Source organism: Rubinisphaera margarita (genome assembly GCF_022267515.1).
GTDB classification, from domain to species: Bacteria; Planctomycetota; Planctomycetia; order Planctomycetales; family Planctomycetaceae; genus Rubinisphaera; species Rubinisphaera margarita.
The window spans coordinates 56200-81879 of the sequence record NZ_JAKFGB010000011.1; the positions used below are offsets into that span (position 1 = coordinate 56200).

Here is a 25680-nt window from a genome sequence, read left to right on the forward strand (position 1 = left end):
TGTAACGAGGAGCACTGTTTCGTGAACTGCCGAACTTCGACGATTCCGCTGATTGTCACTATCTTTTCTGTGCTGGCCATGGCCGTCGCACCATCGCGAGCCGCGGACTCGCCGCCCAACATCGTCCTCATTCTCTGCGACAACCTCGGTTACGGGGACATCGAACCGTTCGGCTCTGAAAAGCACCGCACACCGCATCTCAACCAGCTGACGAAGAACGGTCGGAAGTTCACCCACTTCTACTCCGCCAGCGGCGTCTGCACTCCGAGCCGGGCGGCGCTGATGACCGGGTGTTATCCCCAGCGGGTCGACATGGCGATTACCGATGGTGCGGTTCTGCGTCCTGTTTCGCCGATCGGGCTCAATCCACAGGAGTGGACGATCGCCGAACATATGCAGCAGGCCGGCTACTCGACCGCCGCGTTCGGGAAATGGCATCTCGGGGATCAGCCCCCGTTTCTTCCGACCAGTCAGGGTTTCGACCATTACGAAGGCATTCCCTACAGCGACGACATGACACCGCGCGAAGGTCAGATCTGGCCTCCACTGCCGTTGATGAAGAACACCGAAGTCGTTTCCGCTCCCGTCGACCGGAATCTGCTGACGCGGGATCTGAACCGGGCGGCCTGCGACTGGATTCGTGAGCATAAGGACGAGCCCTTTTTCGTCTACATGCCCGAATGTATGCCGGGCAGTACCCGGGCTCCCTTTGCCAGCGATGACTTTCGCGGCAAGTCGAAGAACGGCCCCTGGGGTGACTCGATCGAAGAACTTGACTGGTCCGTCGGGCAGGTTGTGAAAACTCTCGAAGAGCTTGGGCTGACGGAAAAGACGCTGCTCATCTGGACGTCGGACAACGGCGCTCCCCGCCGCAATCCGGAACAGGGATCAAACGGCCCGCTCGGAGGCTGGGGCTACACGACGCATGAAGGGGGCCAGCGTGTCCCGTGCATCATGAGCTGGCCCGGCACCATCCCGGCCGGCACCGAATGTGATGAACTGACCACGATGATGGACTTCTACCCGACCTTCGTCGGCCTGAGCGGAGCTCCGCTCAAATCCGATGCCCGGCGGGATGGGCACGACATCCTGGGCCTGATGACGGGCAAAGAGAACGAGAGCCCTTACGAGGCCTTCTATTACTACCAGATGGACCAACTCCAGGCCGTTCGAGCCGGCGAATGGAAACTCTTCCTGCCGATCGAAACGCGTCCCCGGTCCGCCAACGATCGCACTCGCCAGCAGCCCGAACAGCTCTACAACGTGGCAAAAGATCCCGGCGAGACAAACGACGTTGCCGATCAGCATCCCGAGATCGTGAAACGTCTGACTGCTCTCGCTGCCAAAGGCCGCAAGATGTTGGGCGATCGGGGCGAGCCGAGCGATCAGGTGCGGCCGCACGGCATCTTCGAGAACCCTCAACCGATTCTGCTGCAGCGATGACGACCGCCGATCCACAGCCCGGAGAGCCGCAGCGTCATCGACAGATCAGTCTGCCGGCGGCTTTCGGCTGTGCCTTCCGCGGCCTGACCGGAGCTTTGAAACGCGAACGCAACCTGAAAATCATGGTCGCGTTCGCGATTCCGGTATTCATTCTCGGAGCCGTGCTGACACTCGCCCCCTGGGAGTGGATCGTTCTCATCCTGACCATCGCCTTCGTCCTCGTCAGCGAACTCCTCAACACGGCTCTGGAACGTACCCTCGACCGCATCGGCCTCGAAGATCATCCCCTCACCGGAGAAGCCAAGGATATCGCCGCCGGCGCCGTTCTGTTGAGCTCAATGACAGCCGTGGTGATTGGGGTGATCATCTTCGGCCCGAAGTTGTTTGCCCTGCTCAAGTAGTAAAACGGAGTGTCTCGCTTTGGTTCGCTTTCAAGAACTCATCGACTGGTTCGGACAACTTCCTGCGGATCATTCCTTGAGACATGAAACCGACAAAGTCGAGCGACTTCTGTTGAGTTGCGAAGACGTTCGCTACACGAAACTGAGCATGAGCCGAGACAGATATCTGGAAATCACCTCGTTGAAATCAGAAATGTTCCGGCAACGAACCGGAGTGACACTCAATGGTGTTCACGAACTCCTGGAGCAGTTGCGGCATTCATGCTCCGAGACAGTCGTCATCTACACATTTTTAAACGACGAGATCGGAGTCGATATTGTCACGTCGGATCGGACCATCTTCGGGGCATTCTTCTCACAACGGCGCGTCGTTAACGGAATGTCGACCGAAGTGGGCCAGAGTTTTCACCTCGATCGCAAATCGACGGAGGAGATTTAAAACTCAAGTGATCGAGACAAATCAGTGCTGGCAGGGAGAACCGCTGGCATATCCCTGCACATTCGACGATCCACCTCACGACCACCCCGCATGCTTGCCCTGCTTCGCGATGCAAGCATGGCACCCGGCACCGACATAGTCCACTCCAGTAGGGTCCGCTGTGCGGACGCGGAATGGACTCCCGGTCGCTGAAGAGGTCACTGTGCTCCAATTGGTTTTGAAACGTCCGATTGCAAACCACACTCCAGCAATTCCACGCCGTTCTCACAGCCACCTGCCGACGATGTCGGCACTGCGGACCTTACTTCTTCCGGCGGGCTTCGATGGCCTCGATTTTCTTCCGTTCCTTTTCGAGAACGTCTTCCGGAATCTCGGCCGGCGTGAAGTCGCCCGCTTTCACCTCTTCGTCAGCAGGGATTTCCCGCATGCGAATGTTGCGGTACCAGACCGGATCGCCGTGATCCTGCAGCGACAGCTTGGCACCGCGAGCCGTGAGATCGCCGCCGCGACGTTTGAGCAGTTCGACATTCCAGGCCCACTGCGGATCAGTGTAGTCGAAGTCGATCACCTTTTCGCCGTTCAACCAGTGTTGAATGACGGTTCCCTTGCAGACAATCCGTCCCGTGTTCCATTCGCCAACCGGCTTGGTCGCGTCTTTGGAGGGGGCCATGCAGAAGTAGACCGAAGCGGCACTGGTCCGCGGGTTCTCGCCGTCGGCATGTCGAGAGTTGTCGAGGATCTGATACTCGTACTGCGTCGGACGATAATAGACGCCGGAGTTGCTCTTGGGGCCGACCTTCCATTCGAATCGCAACTCGAAATCATCGGGGATCGATTCCTTCTGATAAACGAGACTGCCCCCTTTGCCCGAGCGGGTGATCACACCGTCTTCGACCTTCCAGTTGCCGGAGTGCTGCCAGCCTTCCAGATCCTCGCCATCGAACAGCAGTCGAAAGCCCTGCTGTTTTTCCCTGGCCGTGAGTTCATTCTGTTCAGCCGCGGCGGCGACAGATCCCAGCGACAGACACAACACGCTTAACGCAATGACGAATTTCATGAGTCATCCTCGGAGAGTGTTTCCAATGAGAGCCGGACTGCGAAGGCAGCCAGAGGAATGTTCGCATCAATTCTGCCGGATATGTCCGGCAATTTCCACCGGCTGCGATCGAAGCGATGTGAGCGGTAGAGTTCCGTGGAGCCGGACTGCCGGGTAAACTTCGGGCAGCGCTTTGTCCGCCCGCCTCACCTGGAATTGCCCACCCGATGGAGTTGCCCGATGAAATGGACCACATTGCTGCTCATTCTGCTCGCCTCGTCCCCCACATTCGCTGCGGACTGGCCCCAATGGATGGGCCCGCAGCGAGATAACGTCTGGCGGGAATCGGGAATTGTCGAAGAGTTCGGCGACGAACCCCGCTACGTCTGGAAGACCCCCATCGCCGGTGGTTATGCCGGTCCTTCGATTGCGAACGGTCGCGTGTATGTCACCGACTATGTGACGAAGGACAATGTCCAGGTCGCCAATTTCGAACGCGAGCTATTCACCGGCATCGAACGGGTGATGTGTCTCGACCAGAAGACCGGCAGGGAGCACTGGAAGCACGAATACCCCGTGCAATACACAATGTCCTATCCGGCAGGGCCGCGTTGTACGCCCAATGTTCATGACGGCCACGTTTACACGCTCGGCGGCGAGGGCAATCTGATCTGCTTCAATGCGGACTCGGGAGACGTTGTCTGGTCGAAGAATCTCCCGGTCGAGTATGCCACAAAGACTCCGCTCTGGGGTTACGCGGCTCATCCGCTTATCGAGGGCGACACGCTGATCACGCTGGCCGGCGGTCAGGGAAGCCTGGTCGTTGCTCTCGATCTGAAGACGGGGAACGAAGTCTGGCGTTCGCTGACCTCGAAAGAACAGGGATATGCTCCGCCGCGAATCATTCAGGCGGGCGGCAAGCGACAACTCGTTGTGGCTTATCCGGAAGGGTTGTCCGGACTCGATCCCGCGACCGGGAAGGAATACTGGACCACTCCCTATCAGGCCAACAACGGCTCGATCATCATGACTCCGGTTCACGCCGGCAACTACGTGTATGTCGGCGGCTTCAACAACAAGAACCTGCTTGTCGAACTTGGAACAGACGAGCCAACCGCGAAAACGGTTTGGCGGGACCAGCCACGTCTGGCGATGAGCCCCGTCAACGTGCAACCGTTTCTAACCGATGACAAAACGCTGATCGGCTTCGACCAGAGTGGCCAGATGCTCTGCCTCGATCTGCTGACGGGCGAACGCATCTGGCAGTCGACCGAGCCTTTGAACATGTCCCGCCCCGTCAATTCGGGCACGGCGTTCATTGTGAAAAATGACGACCGTTTCTTTCTGTTCAACGAACAGGGAGAACTGATCATCGCCCGGTTGTCTCGCGAAGGATACGACGAAGTCGATTCCATGAAAGTCATCGAACCGACGAACCTCGCCTTCGGTCGCGATGTCGTTTGGAGTGCCCCTGCCTACGCAGACAAGTGCGCGTTCATTCGCAACGACAAGGAAATTGTCTGCGTCGATCTCTCTGCCCGTTAGGCTTAACGGCGAGAGTTGAGATTCTCATTCTTCACAAGTACGATCACCCCTGCTCTTCGGAAAGCATGTTCAGGGACCATAGCTCAATCGGTTAGAGCAGCGGACTCATAATCCGTTGGTTCTCGGTTCAAGTCCGAGTGGTCCCACTTCCCTCCTCCTGAATGGCCTGCCTGATGAAATTTCTGTCGACTGCTCTGCTGACTCTCTCCCTGGTTCCCGCATCGAGTTTTGCGCAGATGATCGTCGCCCATCGCGGGGCTTCGTTCGATGCACCGGAGAATACACTGGCCGCGTTCGAACTGGCCTGGGAGCAGAACGCCGATGCGATCGAGGGGGACTTCTACGTCACGGCTGATCAGAAGATCGTCTGCATTCACGATAAAACCACGAAGCGGACGGCTGGCAGCGAACTGAAGGTAGCCGAGTCGACCTACGAGCAGCTGAAAGATCTCGATGTCGGACGATGGAAAGCCGACCGCTATGCCGGGGAACGAATTTCGCTGCTCGAAGATGTGTTGAAGGTCGTGCCTCAGGACAAGATCTTCCTGATCGAACTTAAGAGTGGGCCGGAGATCGTCGAACCGCTGACGAAGGTCCTGGAAAACTCGCCTGTGCCTCGCGAGAACCTGCGGATCATCTGCTTCAACGATGACGTTGTCGCTCAATGCAAGAAGGCGATGCCGGACATCAAGGCGTTCTGGCTGACGTCCTTCAAACAGAAGGAAGACGACCAGACCTGGGCGCCGACCGCGGACGACATTCTGACGACCCTGAAACGCCTTAACTGCGACGGCGTCGACACCAAAGCCGAACGAGCCGTGGTGACGCAGAAGTTCGTCGATCAGATCAAGACCGCGGGGTACGAGTACCACGTCTGGACCGTCAACGATCCGACCGACGCAAAGTACTTCAGCAAGATCGGCGTCGACTCCATCACGACCGACCGCCCGGAGTTCATCCGCGAGGCGATCCAGAAGTAAGTCATCCCCCAGCAGGCGGCGGCGCAGCCGTCGGAGAAGTGGGCTTTGACGAGGCTTGCTCCGGGAAGCGTACCTCGCCCTCGCAATCAGCGAGAACCCGCGAGTTGAGGCGAGCGACAGCAGCGTTCTCCTACGGCTGCGCCGCCCTGATAGCCGAGCTATCAGGGCCACCCATAAGATAGCGTCTTGCATAAACCTGCGAGAATTGGCAGCGAACGAGGAATTCGACGGGGTCTCGCTCAAGAGCCCTCGCTGACGCTTCGCGTTGGGATTGGACGTGAAGCACTCTCCACCACAGTGGACTACGCTCCCTTTTCCTGCTTCTCGCGTTGTTTCTCGGCCTGATACTGGGCTTCCATCTCGACGAGCGTCGCCTTATCGATCGACATCCCGTTGCGGGCGAGGCCGGTTTCGATGGCACGGAAGCGGCGTTTGAATTTCGCGTTGGTCTTCCGCAGAGCTTCTTCCGGATTTAACTTCCAGCGACGCGCGATGTTCGCGAGCACGAACAGGACATCGCCGAGCTCTTCCTCGGCTCGCTGGCGGCGGGCTTCGTCTTCAATCGGAACATCATGCGTGTGCTCGGCATCGATGGAGATCTCCATCGTCTCCGACGGTTCGGCTTCGTAAAGTTCATCCCGCAGTTCGTCGAGTTCTTCCTGCAGTTTGCTGAAGAGCATATCGCGATGCGGGAAGTCGTACCCGACGCGGGCCGCTTTGTCCTGCAGTCGTGCAGCCGCGGCTAGAGCGGGCAAGTCCTGCGGAAGACCGTCGAGCTTCGATTCGCGTTTCGGCTTGCCTTCCGCCTGCTTGATTTTGTCCCAGGTCTGCTTCACCTGATCCGCGGTGTCGACCGATTCCTCGCCAAAGACATGGGGATGCCGCCGGACCATTTTCTCTCGGAGGACGCGAACGACATCGATGATATTGAAGCGGTCTTCATCGGCTCCGATTTGTGCATCCAGAACGACCTGCAGCAGCACATCGCCGAGTTCTTCGACAATCGCCGCATCGTCTCCGGAGTCGATCGCTTCAAGCAGCTCGTAGGTTTCTTCGAGGGTAAACGGCTTGATGGTTTCCAGTGTCTGTTGACGATCCCAGGGGCAGCCCTCGGGGGAACGCAGATGGGCGATCACCTGGCAGAGCTGCCAGAATTCCTGTTGAACCTGGCTCTGATCTGGCGGATGGCCCATGGACCGATTGGATGGGGACGTCATAGGATTCCTCGTATGAGTTCCGCCGGTTTCAGTGAAATCGGGCGGAGGATGATTTGCGGAGCAGACGCGACTATACTGAAGTCTGCTCGTGCATCTCAACGCACCACTTCCCCGAAGATTCGAGGAGTCTAATCGTGTTCAGGTTCTCTGCACTGTTGCTCGCTGCCTGCTTGTTCGCTCCCTCCGCCGCCGGCGTCTGCTTCGCCGATGACGGGAAAGAAGGCCCGAAGGTGTCCCGGCAGGAAGCCGAGCAGGCTTTCGTCGAACAGCTTTCCAATGTTGCCCTTGTCGGCTACTTCTCGGTTGAAGGAGCGAATGACGGGAACAACAAGCCGGAACGCTACGAGATCCGTAAGATCAACAAGGTCAACGAATCGACGTGGATGTTTCAGACCCGCATCAAGTACGGACAGGTCGATGCCACCGTGCCGCTGCTGATCCCGGTTGAATGGGCCGGAGACACGCCGATGGTCTCTCTCACCGATTTCACCATTCCCGGAATGGGAACGTTCACCTGCCGCGTGCTCTTTCACGAAGATCGCTACGCCGGCACATGGCAGCACGGCGAGAACGGCGGTCATATGTGGGGGACAATCGAAAAGCTCCCTGAACAGCAGGACGAGAACACCGGCAACCGCCGCAGCCGGGATGGTTCGAAGAGCAAGTAGGTTCACTCCGGTAGCAAAACGTCGATTCGCCCCCTTCACCGAAGCGGGCGATACTCACATTGCACAGCAGGGTTAGCATTCCGCTGGATCGCGTTTGTTGAAACGAGTGAAAGGAAACGTCCTCTTCGCTGTTCTGCATCCAGAATGACCCTCCCGAGAAAATCCTTCTTCGTTGAAGTTGACCCCGGCGTCGATTGGCATGCTTGCCCTGCTCCGCGATGCAAGCATGGCACCCAGCAGAAAGTCCACTCCAGTAGGGTCCGCTGTGCGGACGCGGATTACGTACCGCTGACCGAGTCGGCGTTCCTTGTTACTTCGAACGAGACTGCGATGTGAATCCTGACAATCGACCGCGAAGTTCACGTCCATTCCGAGTCCGCAGAGCGAACCCGACGAAAAAAGCCCACTCCTGTTAAGGAGTGGGCTTTTTGTTTTCTCGTTCTTGTTCGACTTAGCTGAGCGACAGGGCTCCTTCGCCGCAGTAGTCGGGGTTACCGAACGTCTTGAGGTTGTGGCCGAAGCTGTGGGCCAGAGCCAGATGCAGGCGGTTGTGGGCGACGCGGCCGAGCTTCAGTGAGCGGCCCATCTTGTAACCCATACCGCCACCGATCATCACGAACGGGATGTCGTTCAGCGTGTGCGAACTTCCCTTACCGAGTTCGTTGGTCCAGATGACCATCGTGTGATCGAGCATGCTGCCGTTGTCACCCGGTTCCGGCGTTTCGGCCAGCTTCTTACACAGGTAAGCAACCTGCTCGGCATACCAGGTATTGATTTTGGTCAGCTTATCCATGGCGTCGGTATTGCTGTCCGGTTCGTGCGACAGGGAGTGGTGTCCTTCGTCGATACCGAGCCAGCTCATCTTGGCCTGGCCAACCGAGTTCGTGTACTGCAGCGAGGCGATACGGGCGAAGTCGGACTTGAAGCTGTTGACCATCAGCTCGATCTGCATCTTGCTGATCTTGGGCATGTTCTCGTTGGTGTCGCGGACGCCGAGTTCAAGCTGAGGCACGGCGTGGCCGACGGCAGCCGGATTCTCCTGCTTCAGTTCCTTCTCCATCTCGCGAACGAACGTTGTCTGCTCTTCGAGCAATTGCCGATCTTCCACGCTGACCATCGAGCGAATCTTCGCCAGGTCCGCCTGAAGGGGATCGAGAATGCTCTTCAGACTCTCTCGATCTTTCAGCTGACCATAGAGCTTGGAAAGCATCTTGTACGGATCATCAATCGGAGCAATCGGCTTATTGGCGCCGGCGTAGACCATCCGGGTCCAGGTATCGGCCCGTTCTGGAACCACGACACCGAATTCGAGCGAGCCAAACCGGGTCCGGGTTTCAGGATTGCTCTGCAGTGCGTTCTTGATCTCCTGATCGATCGACAGACCGCTCGCCCAGCCAGCTGGCGTGTGCGAACCACCCTGAATGTTGCCGGGGAACAGTTCGGTCCCGGTCAGCAGGCAGCCGATCCCTCGCATGTGGCTGTCGCCGTCTCCGCCAATCTTGTCGCTCACGCCGTGCAGGAGCAGCATCTTGTCTTTATACGGAGCGAGCGGCTGCAGAATCGGCTTGAGAGTGAAGTTCTCGCCCTCTTCTTCCGGCCAGAACTGATCCGGCACCACACCATTCGGGCTGAAGATCACCACCAGACGCTGCTTTTTCGCCGATGCCCCGGCAAATCCGAGACTTGGCAGACCCGACAAAAACGGCAGGGAAAGCGCGCCAAGTCCAAGTTGCTTGACGAAATCACGGCGTTGCAGATTGTATGTCATGGCAAGATCCCTAAGGCAGGATGAGTAAGGTGGGTCAATTCAATTATACAGCGATTTTGATGGATGAACAGCCGAATTCCCTACAGGCGCTGGAGTTCCGGCACAGCACGGAGCTCCGCCCCTAAGGCACCTTTGTTCACTTCGCGGCAGACTTCGCCATTTGATCCTGACGGGCCTGTCGACGCTGCTGAGCCGATTTCAGGGTAATCTGCACCAGCATTCGCTGCATGTTGAAGTTGTTCTTCTGGAAGTCTTCATGCAACTGGCCAAGCATTTCCGGTCCGAAGGCCTGAATGGGCTGCTTGGTCAGGTACTGAAACATCTGTTCGATGAACGCCTGATGAGCCTCGTCACTGGTCACCAGGAATTTTGAGAGCTCTTCGGCACCGACAAACTTCGCTTCTTCACCGTCCCGGGAGACGTAAGAACCGGATGCGTCGATCGATTTCGCCCCTTCCTTCGTTCGGTATCGGCCAACCTCATCAAAATTCTCCAATACGAACCCGAGATGATTAATCAGTCCGTGGCAGGATTTGCAGGCAACAGGAGCCGTCTGATGGGCGACCCGTTCGCGTGTGGTCAGTGACGGATCGAGATCCGGCGGCGTCGGCGTGACGGCGATCGGGGGCGGCTTGAGGAATCGCCCCAGCAGACTGCGTGACAGGAACACCCCGCGGTGAATCGGCGAGGTCGCACTCTCATAAGCCAGTCCGGCCAGCATGTAGGGGTGTGTCAGCAGTCCTGATCGCTGATCCGGTTCGAACGAGGCCTTCTCGAACAACGGCCCATCCACTTCGCCCAGTCCGTAGAACTTCGCGATGCGCGGATTCACGAAAATCGTGTCGGCCTGCAGCAGTGTGCGGAAGTCCGAACTTTCCGACCAGAAGATGTCGTTGATGTAGAGTTCGAGCGAGGCCCTGAGATCGTTCGCAAGCTCCGGCGTGAACTCGGCGTGTTCTTCGTCGGCCTTGTCCATTTCGGAGAAGTGGTCGAAGTAGAGCCACTGATGGAAGAAGGACCGGACCTTCGACCGGGCTCGCATGTCCTGAGCCATCCGTTCGGCCTGCCATTGCAGATCCTTGCCATCGACAAGCTTCTTCTGGGCGGCGGATTTCAGCAGCGAAGCATCCGGGATCGAATCCCACAGAGTCAGCGCCATCCAGGCGGCGTAGTCGTAATCGTCGAACTCACTGCTGCCGACATAAGGGAACAGAAACCGCGGCGACTTGAGCGTGAGGAGCAGCGAGCGTTTCACACCCGCAGCCAGATCGGGAGCCCCCTCGAACTGCTGATCGACATAGAGCTTCTTCACTTCGTCTGACAGCGGGCGACGAAATGCACGGCTCGCGAAGTCGACACAGAACTGCTTCAGCTTCGGCTCCGTTTCCTCGGTGAACTCCCTCACTTTGATCAGGGAATCGAGGCGGGCAAGAACCTTGTCAGCGACTTCGATAGCCGCAGCAGTAGTGGCGTCGTCCCATTCGGGCGAAACCTGCACGCCGCGTTCGTAGCCGACACTCTTGTCGTCCGGCGGGAAGTTCGTCTCAACGATCAACCATTCCGGGAACGTCGCCTTAGACAGCGCATAGGGGGGAATTAACTCTTCGGGCCCATGCGGAGGCTTCCATTTCAGTTTGATGCCGACTGTCTTATCCGACTTGGCTTTGTTCAGATCGAGGCGCAGTGAATAAGGGCGGCCCTCGATCAGGAAGATGTCTTTCCGGTACTCGGTCTGATCACCGGACTTCACGCGGAAGTCGATCAGCGGTTCCGAACCCCCGTTGATCCAGAGTTCGCCGCCGTTCGCGGAGTCGACTACGAATTCGTAGTACCCGGTCTTCGGCGCGAAGATCGAGCCAGACCAACTGATGACGTACTGCTCGTCCTTAATGTTTTCCGGATCGGGGCCGGCTTCGCCGAAGTCGAAGTCGATCACGTGATCGATCCGCTCGATGGCGATGTTGTCCTTGCCACGATTGCGGGACTTGTAATAGCGGCCTTCGAGCCCCTGCTCGTTCCCGAACTGATTGGTCCACTGAAAGCTCGCCACCAGGTCGGCAACGCTGTTGCGATACTGCCGCACGGTCAGGCGCGAGAAATCGACCGTCGGCGGCTGATTCCGCACGCGAGCAATGATGGAGTAAAACTCCTGATGGATATAAGCGGCGACAGCTTCCGCGTCTTCAGCGACACAGGCTTCCGGCTCGCCTTCCGGCATGGCCGCCGAGATGTAGTTGGCCAGTTCACTGACAGCCAGATCGCCAATCAGCGGTTCAGCGTAAACAGACGGAACGCCCTGACCCTGATTCCCGTGGCAATCGGCGCACTGTTTGGCGTAGATTGCCTTCCCCTTCTCCAGCTGCGGATCGTCGGCGGCTGCAACACCATTCGAGCAAACGAAAAGCACAACACACAGGAGCGGAAAGACTCCTGGCTGAGTTCGAAATCGAGCGTGAATCCGGAAATCAACCATATTTGTCCTCTATGGGTCGCGGGGGACGCGAAGGCAGGCAGCGATGAGGGAGGGGTGGACCGACACCGGGGCGGTACCGATCCAACCATCATTATATGAGTCTCGGTGCGAACAGGCAAACGAATTCCGCGTGAAGTCCCCTGTTTCCATGGGCGAAACCACCCATAGTGATCGGATTTCGACGAGTTTTTCGGGTTTCGCTGTTGATTGTCTTCGCGCCGTTATAGAATTGAGATCCATTCAAAAAATCGCCAGTTGCAACTCGCGGGCCGGCGATTGTTTCTCATGCCCTTCAGTGGCGTCAGCGGGTCGGGGGAGTTGGGTAATGCGTTGGTTTTCAGTCGGACTCTGGCTGTGCTGCGTGGCAACGATCGGCTACGCACAGGAACAGACCGGACAGCAGGATGTGACGGTTTTTGTCGGCACCTACACCACGGCTGGAAGCCAGGGAATTTACACGCTCAACTTCGATCCTGGCACGGGCGAATTGAAGCATACGGGAGATCCGGTCTTTCTCCCCAATCCTTCCTTTCTGCGAATGCACCCGAAAAAGCCGGTGCTCTACGCCGTTAGTGAAGTGAGAGACTTCGAGGGGAAGCAAACCGGATCGGTCGCCGCCTACGCCTGCGATTCGGGCGCGGACACACTCACGCTTCTTAATCAGGTGGATTCCGCAGGGGGTTCGCCCTGCCATCTGGCGGTCGATTCGACCGGGTCGTCGCTGGTTGTGGCCAACTACAGCTCGGGCACGGTGGCCAGTTTCAAGATTCAGGACGACGGCTCGCTGTCCGAAGCGGTCAGTGTGATGCAGCACGAAGGGAGCAGCATCAACGAAACTCGCCAGGAAGCACCGCACGCGCACTCGGTCATGATCTCCGCCGATAACCGCTTTGTATACGCGGCCGATCTCGGCACCGACAAGGTGATGATCTACCGGTTCGATCCGAAATCGGCTGAGCTGACGCCGGCGAGTTCTCCGCCTGTTGACCTCGAACCGGGCTCTGGGCCACGGCATCTGGTGATCAATACCGAGGGTGATGGCGTCTATGTCCTGAACGAACTGGCGTCCACGATCACGCTGCTGGAACGGAACGGGGAAACCGGGTCGCTGGCGGTACTGCAGACGATGAACACGTTGCCGGAAGGGTTCGAGGGAACCAACGGCACTGCCGAGATCCTGCTTCATCCGTCGGGCAAATCGATTTACGCGTCCAATCGGGGGCACGATTCGATCGCCATGTTCAAGGTGGTGGGCTGCACTGGAAGACTGGAATCGCAGGGGCATATTTCCACAGGTGGCGAGGTTCCTCGCAATTTTAATATCGTTCCGGGCGGAAACTGGCTCCTCGCCGCCAATCAGAAGACTAATAATATAGTCGTCTTCCGGATCGACCCCGAATTCGGCCAGCTCGAGAACTCGGGGCAATCGATCTCGGTGCCCGCACCGGTTTGCCTCTGCTTCACGGAGCGGTAGAGTTCAGACTGCCGTCTGCTGGTTTCGCCATCTCCTCGGAGATCCTCCGCATTTCCATCGCGTGAGGATCTGAAGGTCTTATGTTTCGATTCGCGCTGCACAATGTTCTCAGCCGACCGGTTCGCTCCGGCCTGGCCATTCTGGGAATGACCGTCGCCATCATGGGCATGGTCGGACTCTTCTCGATCGCCGAGGGATTGGACCGCGTTGTCGGCAACACGCTGAACCGGGTCTCAGGCTTCGTGGCCATGCAAAGGGGCGCTCCCATCCCCCTCTTCTCAACGTTGCCGCGAGCGTGGATTGAGGAAATTGAGACCATTCCGGGCGTTCGCGCGGCCACCTCGGAATGCTGGACCCGGGTGAATGTGATTGAAGGAGAAATCGTCGTCTCTCCCCCTCGAATGCTTTGCGGGACCGATATCGAACGCCGTTCGCAACTCGAAGTCGGTCTGTTTCGGGAAGATATTGTCGCCGGGCGGTTTCTGCAGCCGCAGGATGTCGGGACGCGACACTGCGTGATCAGTCGACAGATCGCTGAAGAGCAGGAGAAAACGGTCGGCGATCCGCTGGAAGTTAACGGGTACGAACTGCAGATCATCGGCGTCTACCATACCGGATCGCTAATGCTCGACGTCGCGATCATGATTGACGATGCCCTCTTCCGGGAGATTGCCCGCTTCGATGAGAAGACCGTCTCAAACTTCTACATCGAGCAGGACGGCACGGTCTCCGACGAAGAGCTCCAGCAGCGAATTCAGAATCAGTTTCGCGGACGAGGGCCTCAGGCCTGGCAGGGGTCGTCCTTCGTCTCGGCGTCCGGCAGGAATCCGCTGTCGGAACTGGTGACCGCGATTGACCGGTACCTCAAACAGGCCACGGACGGAGCATCGTCGCCGGGGGCTCCAGAGTCGACTTCAACGGGGGAACGGAAAGCAAACAGTGCGGCTCTCAGCGATGATCCGATGGAAGTCCGGCTCGCAGCCGACTGGGCCGGACGATTTGACGAGTTCATCGACGATCTCGATCTGGCTCTTGCACTGTTGACCAGCCTGGGGATCATCATTGCAGTGGTCAGTATTGTGAATACGATGCTGATGAGTGTGACCGAACGACTGAGTGAGTTCGGGATTCTACGTGCCAACGGCTGGAGTCAGTTCGATCTGGTCCGGCTGATCGGCTGGGAAAGCCTGACGCTCGGAACCATCGGGGGGCTGTTCGGCTGCCTCATCGGCTGGGCGGGAACACTGATCGTGAATGCCACCTTCCCCGCAAAATTTGAACTCTATGCGAGCCCGTCTCTGCTGGTGGTGTCTTTGCTGGCGAGTGCAATCCTGGGAGGCTTGAGCGGGCTTTATCCGGCTTGGTGGGTCGCCCGCATGAATCCGATGGATGCAATCCGCAGAAATTAAACGGTTGATCCGGTTTCCAGCCGGACCTCGATGAAGAATCGCCGGAAAGCGAAGGGACGTACTGATTATGACTCGACGAGGCGAATGGGCAGCCCGGCAGAAAATCGGTTATCTCATGCAGCAGGGAGTCGATCACCCCGACTGCCTTTCGCTGGCGGCTGGCCTGGTCGACTACTCGTCGCTTCCTGTCGAGCTCGTGCACACGGTGATGGAGCGAATCCTCAGCAATCCGGCCCGCGCCCGGGCGGCTCTGCAATACGGAACGACGCCCGGGTCTGTGGGTTTTCGTCATCAAATCAGCGAGTTTCTGGCGGAACTCGATGAGACGGAAACACGTCCGGAAGAAGTTCCGGTCGACCGCATTCTGATTACCACCGGTTCCCAGCAGTTTCTCGATCTGGTCAGTCAGGCGGTCTTCGATCCCGGCGATATCTGCCTGGTGACGGCCCCCAGTTATTTCGTCTATCTCAGCACGCTCGAAGGCATCGGCGTGGAGATGGTCTCGGTCGCCTGCGATGACGAAGGGATTTGTCCCGATGCTCTCGACGAGCGGCTTCGCGAACTCGAGGAAACCGGCCGGTTGCCGCGGGTGAAGATGCTGTATCTGGTCAGTTACTTCGACAATCCTCGCGGGATCACCATGACGCTCGAACGCCGACAGCAGGTGCTCGACATTCTGACCCGCTGGTCGGCCCGGCAGTTTATTTATCTGCTTGAAGACGCCGCCTATCGCGAGATCTGGTTCGAGGATCCGCCGCCCCCATCCATGCTGAGCCTCGACCGGCACCAGAACCGAGTGATCTATACGCAGACGTTCTCGAAATCGTTGTCCCCAGGATTGCGAACCGCCTTCGGTGTGCTGCCGAGAGAACTGGTCAAGCCGGTGACCGATCTCAAGTCGATTCACGACTTTGGTTCGCCGCATCTGAATCAGTTCGTGATCTCGGATCTGATCGAGACCGGAGAATACGAACGGCATGTGGCCGAGGTGCGGCGATCGTATCGCGATAAAGCCGCCGCGATGTGGCGGGGCCTGGAAGATTACATCCTCCCACTGCCGGACACCGACGCCCGCCGTCCCGAAGGCGGATTGTATGTCTGGCTGCGATGTGCGGCTGCAAACTGCGAGACCAACTTCGAACGGCGGCTGTTTCAGACCGCCGTCGATCATCAGAAAGTCATGTTCGTTCCCGGCGAATTGTTTTACAGTGACCCCGCCGATCCCAACGCTTCGCTGACAATGCGACTCAGTTACGGCGTGCAGCCGATCGAGAATCTTCCCAAGGGAGTCCGCCGCCTCGGCGACGCCCTGACCGAAGTCGGTGGGTTCGCCGAGAGCCAGACCTGAAACGAGCGGGCAGTCTGTTGCCCTCAGGCGGGGATTCTCTAGCATGGAGTGGCACGGCGTATCGGACAACCGCCACCTAGCTCGAAACGCGCTTCGAGTTGGGATTGCGTTCAGAGGAATTGAAACAGACATATGAGTTGGCAGGACTTAATCGGGCATGATCTCCAGCAGGAGATGTTTCGTCGGGCGAGCAGTCGCGGACGGCTGGGGCACGCCTACCTGTTGACCGGAACGGCTGGCATCGGGAAACGGACGTTTGCCCGGCTGCTGGCGCAGGCTCTGCTTTGCCGCAATTCGACGCCCGAGAACCTCGAAATCTGCGACGAGTGTCCCAGTTGCCGTCAGGTGTTGTCTGGCAGTCATCCCGATCTGCTGACCGCCGGACTCCCGGAAGGGAAGTCGGAACTGCCGATCGAAGTGTTCGTCGGATCGCCCGAGAAGCGGGGACGGGAAGGTCTCTGTCACGATCTGGCCCTTTCGCCGATGCAGGGCGGGTACCGCATCGCCATTATCGACGACGCCGACCGGATGAACGTCGCGAGCAGCAATGCTCTATTGAAAACCCTGGAGGAACCGGGAACTCGATCGATTCTGATTCTGATCGCGGCGGACTCGGATCAGGTGATCAATACGATTCGCTCCCGCTGCCAGCAGGTCCACTTCAGCCGACTCGCTCCCAACGATCTCTCGGCCATTCTCACCCGAATTGTCGAACAGCAGGGAGAAGAGGCTCCGGATCCACAGCGACTCCAGCGAGCCGTCGATCTGGCGGATGGATCCGTGGCGAAGGGGCTCGATGCATTCGAACGGCTGCGATCGGGAGACCTGCTGGAGGGAGAAGGCTTCGGTCGAATTCTGTCCCGTCCCGGATTTCAGGCCGCCGATCTTGCCGCCGCCGGGGACGTCATTTTCAGCAAAGCGGCGACGGATACCACCTCTCAACGCGAAGCCGGACTGGTCATTGTTCAGTCCTGTCTGGAGCATTTTCATCGTCAGATTGGCGATCCCGGCCAGACCCCGAGTCACAGCGGAATTATCGATCGTCACCTGGATGCGCTCGACTGTTGTTTCGAGGCGGCTCGGCAGATTGACCGCAAGGTGAATGTGCCGCTCTGCCTGGATACGTTTTACCACGATCTGGAAATGCTGCTGCGCCCGACTTGGAAGACCGCTGCGGACAAGTCATAATCAGACTCTCTTCTTAATATGCCGTTAAGGCAGTTCTTCTCACTTGAGAGAGTCCATGAGTACCGATCAACCGATCGATCAATATATTGTCCGTTACGGTGCAAGTCGTTTACTGGGAGTGTTCAGCTATCGAGGCCGGGAGCAGCCGCGGCGGGGCAACGATGTCATCGTTCGCACGAAGCGTGGCAACGAATGGGGAGAGGTCCTTGGACCAGCGACTCCCCAGGCGATTTCCTTCCTGAAAAGCCCGGAGCCTGAAGGCAAGATTCAGCGATTTCCCACCGCCGAAGACTACACCGCCCGCGACGATTGCCGTCTCCGCGAGCAGAAAGCGTTCGAAGGCTGCGCGAAGATGATCGCGGAGCGGAAGATGCAGATGCAGCTGGTCGATGTCGAGCAGTTGTTCGGCGGAGAACGGGCCATTTTCTATTTTGTCGCCGAGAAGCGGGTCGACTTCCGGGACCTCGTCAAAGCTCTGGCCAAGACCTACGCCCTGCGAATCGAGATGCGGCAGATTGGGATCAGGGACGAAGCCGCCCTGCTCGCCGATTATGGCGACTGCGGGAAGCCGGTCTGCTGCAATACTCACCTGACCGAAATGCCGCCGGTCTCCATGAAAATGGCCAAGGTTCAGAAGGCGACTCTCGATCCGAACAAAATCTCGGGCCGCTGCGGTCGCCTCAAGTGCTGCCTCCGCTACGAGTACGACACCTACGAGGAGTTCCGTCGAGAGCTTCCTAAAATCGGAGCCGAGGTTGTAACCCGCGAGGGGCAGGGCAAGGTCATCGGGCAGGAGATCCTCAGCAAACAGGTGATTATCGCCTACGAAGATCGGCGCCGTGTGACGACGCCCGTGCATGAAGTCATCTCCGTGCTGAAGGCCAAGAACACGCGGAAGCCGGACAGGAAGCCCAAGGAACAGGCGACCACTGAAACGACCCGCCCCGACGATACGGAATCCTGATCGCGAGGGTGTTCCGTTCTATCGTGGCCATGGGTCCCACGGTGATCTCGAAAAAATGCGCAGAATTTCTGCAACCTTCTCCGTTTCGGTGGGTTAGTTATTGAGTGATTCTCGAAACGAGGTCACACAATGACTATGATATCGACTCTGCGGGCTTCTCCCGGTGGTAGCTGTCCACCGAAGAACGGGTCCTGAGCTCAGGACCTGCATTCCACGCACCGATGCACCGCGCACCCAATGCGCAATATCCCCCCCGGTTCAATTAACAGGACTCTCTTCGATGGCGAAACTGGCGTCTGGCCGCAAGGCATTCACACTGATCGAACTCCTCGTCGTGATCGCAATTATCGCGATACTGGTGGCTCTGTTGCTGCCCGCCGTTCAGCAGGCCCGCGAAGCGGCTCGTCGTTCGAGCTGCAAAAACAACCTGAAGCAGCTGGGCATTGCGATGCACAACTATCACGACACTCACGGCGTGCTTCCCCCGCTGAGCAACGCCGGCCTCGGATCCGACCGGGCGCACCAGTACTCCTGGACGCTGCATGTTCTGCCGTACATCGAGCAGAGCGCACTCTACGACGCCATCATGGGACAGGCTGCCGGAACCGGACTGCCGTACTCCTACAACGCGTTCACCTTCCTGGGAACCAACACGACTCCGATCGCAGGTCTGATGTGCCCTTCGGACATCGTTCCGAGTGCGTTTGTGAACGCCGCCTTGAGCTACAAAGCGAGCGTGGGCGACCACATCTTTGAGAACGATGAAGCCTCGATCACGCGCGGCGTCTTCCGTCGTAACGGTCGGACCGGCTTCCGCGACATCACCGACGGCCTCAGCAACACTGCTCTCTTCGCTGAAGTCGTGATGGGCCTGGCGGACACTCGCGACACCACAACCGGCGTCGCAACCTTCGCCCCGGCAACGGCTGTGGCAGACGCCACTCCCGCTCGCTGTCGCGCTCTGGTCGATCCGGCGAATCCCAAGCAGTTCCTGACGTCGGCAACCATCGTTGGCGGTGGTGCCAACCGTTGCCGCGGCTGCCGCATCTGGGACGGTCGTCCTCACTACTCAGCGACCGTATTCGCCATGTCTCCGAACGGCCCGGCCTGCCTGGCAACCACGACCGGCGACAACTGGAGTCTGTCGACTCTGTCCAGCCGCCACCAGGGTGGCGTGCAGGTTGTCCTGGCGGACGGTTCGGTTCGCTTCGTGAGCGAAAATATCGATGCCGGCAACCAGTCCGGTCAGATCAGCCAGACAACGGGAACCGCTTCGCCTTACGGCGTGCTCGGTGCCCTCGGTTCCATTGGAGCTGGCGAAGTTATGGGCGAATTCTAGAGCAAATTCAAAATTCGACTGCAGGCGTTTACAGGAGCAACACAGCATGGCGGGGAATTCCCGCCCATGCGACTGCAGGAGAAGCATGAAAGATTTTCTAAGTTCCATTGAGGAACAATCGAACGCCAAAGAGCCGCGAAGACCAAAGATCTTTGCGGCTCTTTGTATTGGATTCGATCTATTTCTTCATCGACCGTTTCTTAGCCTGCGTAAGTCCCTTCGAGACGGTATCGGCCATCTCGTCGGCGGACATTTTTGAGAGCAGCTCAAATGCCGTGGCCAGAACCCGCTTGGTTTCTGCGACGTTAATCTGCGTTTTGCTCGTATCAACGTGGCGCGAAACTTCGTTGTAGAAATCGGTCAACTTCATGATGTCTCCTTGAGGGAACCCGAGTACGTTTCGACCATGAAACGGTCGTGAGAAACAGTATGCCAATCTGAATGACAGGCGACGGAAACTATCGTGACGTCTCCGTCGCATCCGTCAATGTGAATGACTGCTTTTTCAAGAGCAGCTGCAACATTGACCGGCCGTCATCCCACGTTACTGAAGTTTCACATCGAATTCACAGACGTAGTCGCTCCAGATCTGCTCGAACACTTCGGACTTCGGATCTCCATCAAAGGTCAGGAACAGATAGCGACTCTGCAGAACATCTCCCGGTTCAAGCACCAGCTGCTCATCAATCACCGGGCAGAAACAGAAGTAGGGTTTGGTCGGATGCAGCCGAACCTTTTGGGGGAAGCGGACGTTGTCCGGATGAGCCATCATCACAAGTCCGCAGCGGGAATGCTTCGTGGCCGAATCCGCCGTTGGTCCGGTAATCTTCACCCAGCGTGCGGACTCATGATTGCCCTGCTGTCGGTCGGATCCTTCACTGGTCAGCATCGTGCAGTCATCGTTGTCTTCGCTGATGATCCAGTCGACGCTTCCGCGAAAAGCCATTCCGCCGTAATGGTATTTTTCCAGGGTGATGGGCACATCGAGCACGTTTCGCTGTGTGGACCGCAGTTCCCAGAGATGGAACCGGTCCGAGGGAAACACGCTGACCGTCCATTGTTCCCGAAGTGCGGTTTGAGACTCGGACGTCGGCTGAGTGAGATGCTCAAGCTCGGCCTGGAACGAGGCGAACTCACTTCCCTGTTCGGGCTTTTCAAGCGCCTTATGGAGAACAGTCCCCTGCCCTTTGGCCTGATTCCAGAAATCGACGGGCTTCCCATCAATCGTCGTCTTCACCCAGGCAAAGAAGATGCCGTGCTGATGAGCGTGATCAGCCGGAAAGTCAGCCGTCAGGACATTGCCGGCTGGGGTATAAACGGGATGAAAGTAGCCACTCCGGCGATAGAGCGGATCGAGACCAGACGGGGGCTCATCGATGGCGACGTTGTAATTCAGAACCGGTCGATCGTTCCGGGCGAGTGTCAAATCCCCCTGGGAATGGTTCCAATTAAACTCCGACTTGCTCGGCAGTTCGGCGGCCCGCATTTCAAACGACTGAACCGACCCGGCCGTCCACTTCTCGGATTGCGTAAACACTAGCCGGTTGCCGACGGTCTGAGCGGGGATCTGCCTGCCGGAGGTGGGTTCGAGCAATTCCCAGTTCCCGTCCCGGACATCGTCGGGAAGTTCAATTGAAACGGGAAGATGTCCCTTTCGTTCGCCGCCGGGAACAATCGTGAGAATGAACTCAGGCTCGGCAGCTGAGACGATTGTCGAGAGCACCAGAGGCAGGCAGCACCAGAGGAATCGCATGGAGTCTTCCCTATAAAAACGGGAGCAAAATGGTCGATTCGCGTGTAAGAATTGCATGAACGACCGCTTTGATGTCGCCATTCCGCCGCGAGCCGGGCTCGCCTTGACCGACGACAACCAGTCAGCATAGAGTTCCCATCCCATCACAGCAATTCCCTCCGCGGAATTCCCACCTGAGATCCTCTTCTCATACTCAACGTCAGGTTCACCCCATGCGTCTGATGCCGCCCGCCGTTTGGCAGACGATCTCCTTCTGCCCAGAATGTTCTGGCCGCTCCCTCTCTGCGCTGTCTTATCCCGCGATTCTGCTGGTCATGGTCGTTGTGGGAAGTGGCTGCGCGAATTTCAACGAGAAGCGGACCATCAATGCGTTTCAGGAAGGGCTTGAAACCGGGGACATCATCGCGCTGCGGGAGAAATCGACATCACGATTTCATGAGCTGGCACTGCGTCATCCGGAGTCCAACGATTCTCTGGAGCAGCTGAAGATCCCGGACGGAAAGTTCGAAGTGCTGCACGTTGAGGAAGTCTCCAAGACCGAGAAGAAAGTCACACTCGGGTTCGGCGAAGACGCCAAACGCAAAATCCAATACCACCTCGTCCGCAATGAAGAAACGAAGAAGTGGGAAGTCGACGACATTTATCTGCGTCAGCGTTCCGGCACCAAGGCGATCACCATGCCGGTGACCGATCAGATGGATGTCCTGCTTTCCTCACGCGAATTCTTTGAAGCCTGGACGGGCACCGACCGTCAGCGGGCGCTCGATCAGTGCGGCGAGGACCTGTCCGGTCAACTCGCCAAACTGCCGCCGCATGTTCTGTCGGAAACCATTTCCGGCATGATGGGCAAATCGAACTCCGGAAGCGCCTTCCGACCGGAAGTGCTGATCAGTGGCGATCGAGCAGCCGTGAAGATCAATCGCCCGCATGGAAAACTGTTGCTCTCGATGGAGAAATCCGGGACCGACTGGACAGTCAAAGATCTCGGCCTCGAAACGTCGGAGAAGGAAACCAATATTACGTCGCTGCTGAAGACTTCGCAGATCATGAATAAATCGATCGCGTTTCTGGACGCCTGGCAGCGGAACGACAAACAATCCCTGAAGAAACTCACGAACGAGAAGTTCTTCACCTCCGGTCTGGCTCCCGCCAGCCTTTCGGATCTCACTCTGCCTGATTCGATGGAGATCCAGGGGAAGGTCGACGTCAAACTCGTCGACCAGTCTTCGGACGTCATTATCACCGGAGCGGACAAGACGATTCGGATGACGATCCTCGAAGTCGACACCGATAAGTACGAGATCACCGATGTCACACTTTACGATCGGCATCAGGACCAGACACTTTCACTGACTGCGGCACTGACCGCGCGGCCGGCGGCGACTTTGTTTGTCGAAGCCCTGCGGACGCGCGATCGCAAAATGCTGCAATACAGTTCCACACGAAATTTTCATGAGAAGGTCTGGAACCGCGCTTCGGAGGCCACCCTGTCTGTGGTGCCGATGCCGTTCACGGCCTTCAAGAGTGCTCAGATCCGCGAGACTCAGTTCCTGGGGAACGTGACTCACATCCATATGCAGTCCGAGTCGGATCGCTTCACCGTTGTGCTGCACGACCAGGGTGGACGCAACGTCGTCGATGATGTGCTCGTTCGCCCCTCTGCCGCCGATGCGAGCCAGAACAAATCGCTGAAGGATCATCTCACCGCGATTGTTCCAGTTTACGAACTCGCTTCGGCCATTCATCACAGCCATCTCGACAGCACGATTCGACTCGTGACCGACGACTTCTACGATCGTGTCTTCTCGCTCACCAAAACCATGCCGCAGAATGCGTACACATTCCTCAATCACGTTTCCGCGGGAACGACAGGTTCGCTGGAAGTCAGTCAGCGGAAGCCGGGAGAAGCCGTGGACGCCAAGCTGCACAAGGCTTCCACGATCCCGGGCACGGGCAATTCCATCATCGAACGCTATGTCGCCGATGTGGAAGAGACCATCGTCACGGTGAAGAGCGATCTCGGCACGATGCAGGTCCTGCTTCACCGCGAACAGGGACTGCTCCGGGTCGACGATGCCATCGTGGTGACGCCGCAGAACCCGGTTGCAACTCGCCTGAAACAGACCATGCGAATGGACCTGGTGGCGGCCCGCCAGCAGAACATGATTCAGATGGCGAGCGGAGAGATCCGCACCCTGCCGAAAGCCTCGAAAGACGGTCAGCCGAAACCGACTCCGAAACCGATGGTCCCTCAGACCCTTCAGGATCCGGAAGTCACGACCGCTCATTATGAAGAGCGTCAGCAAGCCACTCCGCAGCAGATGATTCACACAACCGCGGCTCAGGAGCCCCAGGCTTGTCCGGTTGATGAAGACTGCAAGGAATGTCAGGCCGATCCACTCGTGGCTGATGGTCAGTTGAAACCGCACCCGGATTATCTGATTCTCCAGCCGGTGCCCACCGAATAGTCGTTCAGCTCGAGTATTCTCCCGGCATGTGGCCGACGTCGACAATACTGCATGCCTGAATCACATTGATTCCCAGTTCGCGGGCCCGGGCCACCAGATCCGGGCTGTCGCTTCCAGGGTTGAACCAGACTTCCTTCGCATTGGCGGCTTTGATTTCGTCGAGCAGTTGGACGCCCACCTTGGGCGGCACATACACGCTGATCCGGTCAAGCGAATCGACCGGCAACGCTTTCAGCGACGGATAGCACTTGAGCCCTTCAATCTCGGTTGCTTTGGGATTGATGGGGAAGACCTCGAAGCCTTCCGCCTGATGGGCCCGAACCGATTTGTTGCCAAATTTCTCCCGGTTCTCGCTGGCGCCGAGAATCGCAACGGTGCGGTGGCTCATGTCAACTCTTCTCCGACTCAGTCGGTGCTTGAAGATAGCGGGTTAACCCGCTTCGCTTGATCGTTAAGGTACCCACAGGATATCGTCTCCGTAGCTACGGATCGAGGTCCGCCTTGCCGATTTCGCATATGGAGGCGAGCAAACGCCGCCATTTTGTCGTGGCAGACGCGATCGAGCTGAACGGAGTTGTGTTGATGGAAATTCATGTCCGACATACCAATGAGGCAGATACTCCGCGCGCGGTGGAAAGTCTGCTGACGGAGATGACGGACGCGCTGCAGGGGAAGACTCCGCAACTCTGTTTCCTCTTTGTCACGCACCACCACGAGGAGCATTTCTCGACCCTGGCCGGCACGATTCAGTCCCGACTGAACGCCACCGATCTGCTGGGATGCACGACCGAAGCGATCATCCACGACGCGACGGAATGTGAAGGTCTGCCGGGCATTGTCCTGTGGGCCATGGCCGATACCGACGCCGAATTCCAGACGTTTCATCTGCAGTTTGAGCGGGATCAGGATCAGGAGCGAATCGAATGTTTCGGGCATCCGCTGATCAATTCGCTCAACGACCGCCCTTACGGAGCTGTCTTCCTCTTCTGTGAACCGTACAGTTCCTCGCCACATGTCTGCCTGCCCCAACTGACGGAAAGTTTGAATGGCACTCCCATATTTGGCGGCGTCGCCAGCGGAGGCATCGGCCCCGGGGAGAGTTGTCTGTTCCTGAATGGCGAGAAGATCGATTTCGGAGCGGTTGGAGTCGTGTATCGCGGCGAGCACCGGGTTCGCCCGATCGTCTCCCAGGGCTGCCGTCCGATCGGTCACACCTTTGTGATTACGCGGGCCGAGCGAAACATCATCTACGAACTCGGCGGCCGCCCCACGATGACGCAGTTCCGGGAGATGTTCGAAGATCTCGGCGAGGAAGACCAGGAGCTAGTCCGTCAGGGGCCTCATCTGGGCGTCGTGACGAACGAGTACAAGAACGAGTTTCAGCGAGGTGACTTCCTCGTTTCCAATGTTCTCGGCAGCGATCCGGAAACGGGGGCCATTGCCGTCAGCCAACCGGTTCGGGCCGGTCGTACCGTTCAGTTCCACGTGCGGGACTCCGTCACTGCCGACGAAGATCTACTCCTGATGATCGAACAGGACCAGAAGCTCTATCAGGAGTCCGTCCAAGGGGCGTTGCTCTTCAATTGCAACGGTCGTGGCGAACGGCTCTTCGGAACTCCGCATCACGATGCCGAGGCCCTCCGCAAGGCATATGGCGAGATTCCACTGGCCGGGTTCTTCGCTCAGGGAGAGATCGGACCACTCGGCGGCCGCAGCTATCTGCATGGCTTCACGACCAGCATCGTGCTCTTCGAAGAATAGGCAGAC

The 25680-nt window shown here is 58.0% G+C and carries 21 protein-coding genes and 1 tRNA gene; 15 read left to right on the top strand and 7 right to left on the bottom strand.

Annotated elements, in window-relative coordinates; all coding sequences use genetic code 11:
• Window positions 1-21 precede the first annotated feature (21 nt).
• The 3 genes from L1A08_RS08140 to L1A08_RS08150 all read left to right on the top strand — a co-directional run bounded on the left by L1A08_RS08140 (window position 22) and on the right by L1A08_RS08150 (window position 2283).
• Window positions 22-1443: a sulfatase family protein gene (locus tag L1A08_RS08140; protein WP_238755834.1), complete on the top strand. Its 1422-nt coding sequence runs from the start codon at window positions 22-24 to the stop codon at window positions 1441-1443.
• Window positions 1440-1844, top strand: a complete 405-nt coding sequence (locus L1A08_RS08145; RefSeq protein WP_238755835.1) for a diacylglycerol kinase family protein — start codon at window positions 1440-1442, stop codon at window positions 1842-1844. Before L1A08_RS08140 ends, L1A08_RS08145 begins: the two co-directional genes overlap by 4 nt.
• Before the next feature lie 76 nt (window positions 1845-1920).
• Entirely contained in the window at window positions 1921-2283 is a 363-nt protein-coding gene (locus tag L1A08_RS08150) for a hypothetical protein (protein ID WP_238755836.1), read from the top strand.
• 301 nt (window positions 2284-2584) lie between these two features.
• Here the strand turns inward: L1A08_RS08150 and L1A08_RS08155 are convergent, their stop codons facing one another.
• A complete protein-coding gene (locus L1A08_RS08155) occupies window positions 2585-3340 on the bottom strand; it encodes a 3-keto-disaccharide hydrolase (protein ID WP_238755837.1) in 756 nt (251 codons plus the stop codon).
• A gap of 219 nt (window positions 3341-3559) precedes the next feature.
• Here L1A08_RS08155 and L1A08_RS08160 point away from each other — a divergent pair, with 219 nt between their 5' ends.
• The 3 genes from L1A08_RS08160 (at window position 3560) to L1A08_RS08170 (ending at window position 5844) form a co-directional block, all read left to right on the top strand.
• Window positions 3560-4864 (top strand): PQQ-binding-like beta-propeller repeat protein, encoded by a 1305-nt coding sequence (locus tag L1A08_RS08160; RefSeq protein WP_238755838.1) that lies wholly within the window; start codon window positions 3560-3562, stop codon window positions 4862-4864.
• 72 nt (window positions 4865-4936) lie between these two features.
• A tRNA-Ile gene (locus L1A08_RS08165) sits at window positions 4937-5010 on the top strand.
• Window positions 5011-5037: 27 nt separating this feature from the next.
• The gene (locus tag L1A08_RS08170; protein ID WP_238755839.1) at window positions 5038-5844 is read left to right on the top strand and encodes a glycerophosphodiester phosphodiesterase; all 807 of its coding nucleotides are present in this window, start codon (window positions 5038-5040) and stop codon (window positions 5842-5844) included.
• 302 nt (window positions 5845-6146) lie between these two features.
• On the opposite strand, the gene mazG is transcribed toward L1A08_RS08170, so the two are convergent.
• The gene (mazG, locus tag L1A08_RS08175; RefSeq protein WP_238755840.1) at window positions 6147-7061 is read right to left on the bottom strand and encodes a nucleoside triphosphate pyrophosphohydrolase; all 915 of its coding nucleotides are present in this window, start codon (window positions 7059-7061) and stop codon (window positions 6147-6149) included.
• Window positions 7062-7195: 134 nt separating this feature from the next.
• Between mazG and L1A08_RS08180 the strand changes: the two genes are divergently transcribed.
• Window positions 7196-7729 carry a hypothetical protein gene (locus L1A08_RS08180; RefSeq protein ID WP_238755841.1) on the top strand — a complete coding sequence of 178 codons (534 nt, stop codon included), beginning with the start codon at window positions 7196-7198 and terminating at the stop codon, window positions 7727-7729.
• 451 nt (window positions 7730-8180) lie between these two features.
• Here L1A08_RS08180 and L1A08_RS08185 read toward each other — a convergent pair whose 3' ends face one another.
• Window positions 8181-9497, bottom strand: a complete 1317-nt coding sequence (locus tag L1A08_RS08185; RefSeq protein WP_238755842.1) for a DUF1552 domain-containing protein — start codon at window positions 9495-9497, stop codon at window positions 8181-8183.
• A 136-nt stretch (window positions 9498-9633) separates the two neighbouring features.
• Window positions 9634-11970 carry a DUF1592 domain-containing protein gene (locus L1A08_RS08190; protein ID WP_238755843.1) on the bottom strand — a complete coding sequence of 779 codons (2337 nt, stop codon included), beginning with the start codon at window positions 11968-11970 and terminating at the stop codon, window positions 9634-9636.
• Between the two features lie 325 nt (window positions 11971-12295).
• Here L1A08_RS08190 and L1A08_RS08195 point away from each other — a divergent pair, with 325 nt between their 5' ends.
• The 6 genes from L1A08_RS08195 (at window position 12296) to L1A08_RS08220 (ending at window position 19692) form a co-directional block, all read left to right on the top strand.
• The gene (locus L1A08_RS08195) at window positions 12296-13444 is read left to right on the top strand and encodes a lactonase family protein (protein ID WP_238755844.1); all 1149 of its coding nucleotides are present in this window, start codon (window positions 12296-12298) and stop codon (window positions 13442-13444) included.
• 80 nt (window positions 13445-13524) lie between these two features.
• Complete coding sequence (locus L1A08_RS08200; RefSeq protein WP_238755845.1) at window positions 13525-14853, top strand: ABC transporter permease; 1329 nt, start codon at window positions 13525-13527, stop codon at window positions 14851-14853.
• Window positions 14854-14920: 67 nt separating this feature from the next.
• Complete coding sequence (locus L1A08_RS08205; RefSeq protein ID WP_238755846.1) at window positions 14921-16201, top strand: aminotransferase-like domain-containing protein; 1281 nt, start codon at window positions 14921-14923, stop codon at window positions 16199-16201.
• A gap of 132 nt (window positions 16202-16333) precedes the next feature.
• The gene (locus tag L1A08_RS08210) at window positions 16334-17389 is read left to right on the top strand and encodes a DNA polymerase III subunit (RefSeq protein ID WP_238755847.1); all 1056 of its coding nucleotides are present in this window, start codon (window positions 16334-16336) and stop codon (window positions 17387-17389) included.
• Window positions 17390-17444: 55 nt separating this feature from the next.
• Window positions 17445-18353 carry a PSP1 domain-containing protein gene (locus tag L1A08_RS08215; RefSeq protein ID WP_238755848.1) on the top strand — a complete coding sequence of 303 codons (909 nt, stop codon included), beginning with the start codon at window positions 17445-17447 and terminating at the stop codon, window positions 18351-18353.
• Between the two features lie 280 nt (window positions 18354-18633).
• Window positions 18634-19692: a DUF1559 domain-containing protein gene (locus L1A08_RS08220; protein WP_238755849.1), complete on the top strand. Its 1059-nt coding sequence runs from the start codon at window positions 18634-18636 to the stop codon at window positions 19690-19692.
• A gap of 178 nt (window positions 19693-19870) precedes the next feature.
• Here the strand turns inward: L1A08_RS08220 and L1A08_RS08225 are convergent, their stop codons facing one another.
• Window positions 19871-20062: a hypothetical protein gene (locus tag L1A08_RS08225; RefSeq protein ID WP_238755850.1), complete on the bottom strand. Its 192-nt coding sequence runs from the start codon at window positions 20060-20062 to the stop codon at window positions 19871-19873.
• 174 nt (window positions 20063-20236) lie between these two features.
• On the bottom strand, window positions 20237-21445 hold the full coding sequence (locus L1A08_RS08230) for a DUF6807 domain-containing protein (RefSeq protein ID WP_238755851.1): 1209 nt from the start codon (window positions 21443-21445) through the stop codon (window positions 20237-20239).
• Between the two features lie 212 nt (window positions 21446-21657).
• Here L1A08_RS08230 and L1A08_RS08235 point away from each other — a divergent pair, with 212 nt between their 5' ends.
• The gene (locus L1A08_RS08235) at window positions 21658-23913 is read left to right on the top strand and encodes a hypothetical protein (RefSeq protein ID WP_238755852.1); all 2256 of its coding nucleotides are present in this window, start codon (window positions 21658-21660) and stop codon (window positions 23911-23913) included.
• A gap of 4 nt (window positions 23914-23917) precedes the next feature.
• Here the strand turns inward: L1A08_RS08235 and L1A08_RS08240 are convergent, their stop codons facing one another.
• A complete protein-coding gene (locus tag L1A08_RS08240) occupies window positions 23918-24301 on the bottom strand; it encodes a CoA-binding protein (RefSeq protein WP_238755853.1) in 384 nt (127 codons plus the stop codon).
• 194 nt (window positions 24302-24495) lie between these two features.
• Between L1A08_RS08240 and L1A08_RS08245 the strand changes: the two genes are divergently transcribed.
• Entirely contained in the window at window positions 24496-25674 is a 1179-nt protein-coding gene (locus L1A08_RS08245) for an FIST signal transduction protein (RefSeq protein WP_238755854.1), read from the top strand.
• The last annotated feature ends 6 nt before the right edge of the window (window positions 25675-25680 follow it).

What these genes read in the sequence shown, in the direction of transcription:
- L1A08_RS08145 (WP_238755835.1), top strand. Translation starts at nt 1,440, where the DNA reads ATGACGACCGCCGATCCACAGCCCGGAGAGCCGCAGCGTCATCGACAG.
- L1A08_RS08155 (WP_238755837.1), bottom strand. Translation starts at nt 3,340, where the DNA reads ATGAAATTCGTCATTGCGTTAAGCGTGTTGTGTCTGTCGCTGGGATCT.
- L1A08_RS08160 (WP_238755838.1), top strand. Translation starts at nt 3,560, where the DNA reads ATGAAATGGACCACATTGCTGCTCATTCTGCTCGCCTCGTCCCCCACA.
- L1A08_RS08170 (WP_238755839.1), top strand. Translation starts at nt 5,038, where the DNA reads ATGAAATTTCTGTCGACTGCTCTGCTGACTCTCTCCCTGGTTCCCGCA.
- mazG (WP_238755840.1), bottom strand. Translation starts at nt 7,061, where the DNA reads ATGACGTCCCCATCCAATCGGTCCATGGGCCATCCGCCAGATCAGAGC.
- L1A08_RS08185 (WP_238755842.1), bottom strand. Translation starts at nt 9,497, where the DNA reads ATGACATACAATCTGCAACGCCGTGATTTCGTCAAGCAACTTGGACTT.
- L1A08_RS08190 (WP_238755843.1), bottom strand. Translation starts at nt 11,970, where the DNA reads ATGGTTGATTTCCGGATTCACGCTCGATTTCGAACTCAGCCAGGAGTC.
- L1A08_RS08195 (WP_238755844.1), top strand. Translation starts at nt 12,296, where the DNA reads ATGCGTTGGTTTTCAGTCGGACTCTGGCTGTGCTGCGTGGCAACGATC.
- L1A08_RS08200 (WP_238755845.1), top strand. Translation starts at nt 13,525, where the DNA reads ATGTTTCGATTCGCGCTGCACAATGTTCTCAGCCGACCGGTTCGCTCC.
- L1A08_RS08205 (WP_238755846.1), top strand. Translation starts at nt 14,921, where the DNA reads ATGACTCGACGAGGCGAATGGGCAGCCCGGCAGAAAATCGGTTATCTC.
- L1A08_RS08210 (WP_238755847.1), top strand. Translation starts at nt 16,334, where the DNA reads ATGAGTTGGCAGGACTTAATCGGGCATGATCTCCAGCAGGAGATGTTT.
- L1A08_RS08215 (WP_238755848.1), top strand. Translation starts at nt 17,445, where the DNA reads ATGAGTACCGATCAACCGATCGATCAATATATTGTCCGTTACGGTGCA.
- L1A08_RS08220 (WP_238755849.1), top strand. Translation starts at nt 18,634, where the DNA reads ATGGCGAAACTGGCGTCTGGCCGCAAGGCATTCACACTGATCGAACTC.
- L1A08_RS08225 (WP_238755850.1), bottom strand. Translation starts at nt 20,062, where the DNA reads ATGAAGTTGACCGATTTCTACAACGAAGTTTCGCGCCACGTTGATACG.
- L1A08_RS08230 (WP_238755851.1), bottom strand. Translation starts at nt 21,445, where the DNA reads ATGCGATTCCTCTGGTGCTGCCTGCCTCTGGTGCTCTCGACAATCGTC.
- L1A08_RS08235 (WP_238755852.1), top strand. Translation starts at nt 21,658, where the DNA reads ATGCGTCTGATGCCGCCCGCCGTTTGGCAGACGATCTCCTTCTGCCCA.
- L1A08_RS08240 (WP_238755853.1), bottom strand. Translation starts at nt 24,301, where the DNA reads ATGAGCCACCGCACCGTTGCGATTCTCGGCGCCAGCGAGAACCGGGAG.
- L1A08_RS08245 (WP_238755854.1), top strand. Translation starts at nt 24,496, where the DNA reads ATGGAAATTCATGTCCGACATACCAATGAGGCAGATACTCCGCGCGCG.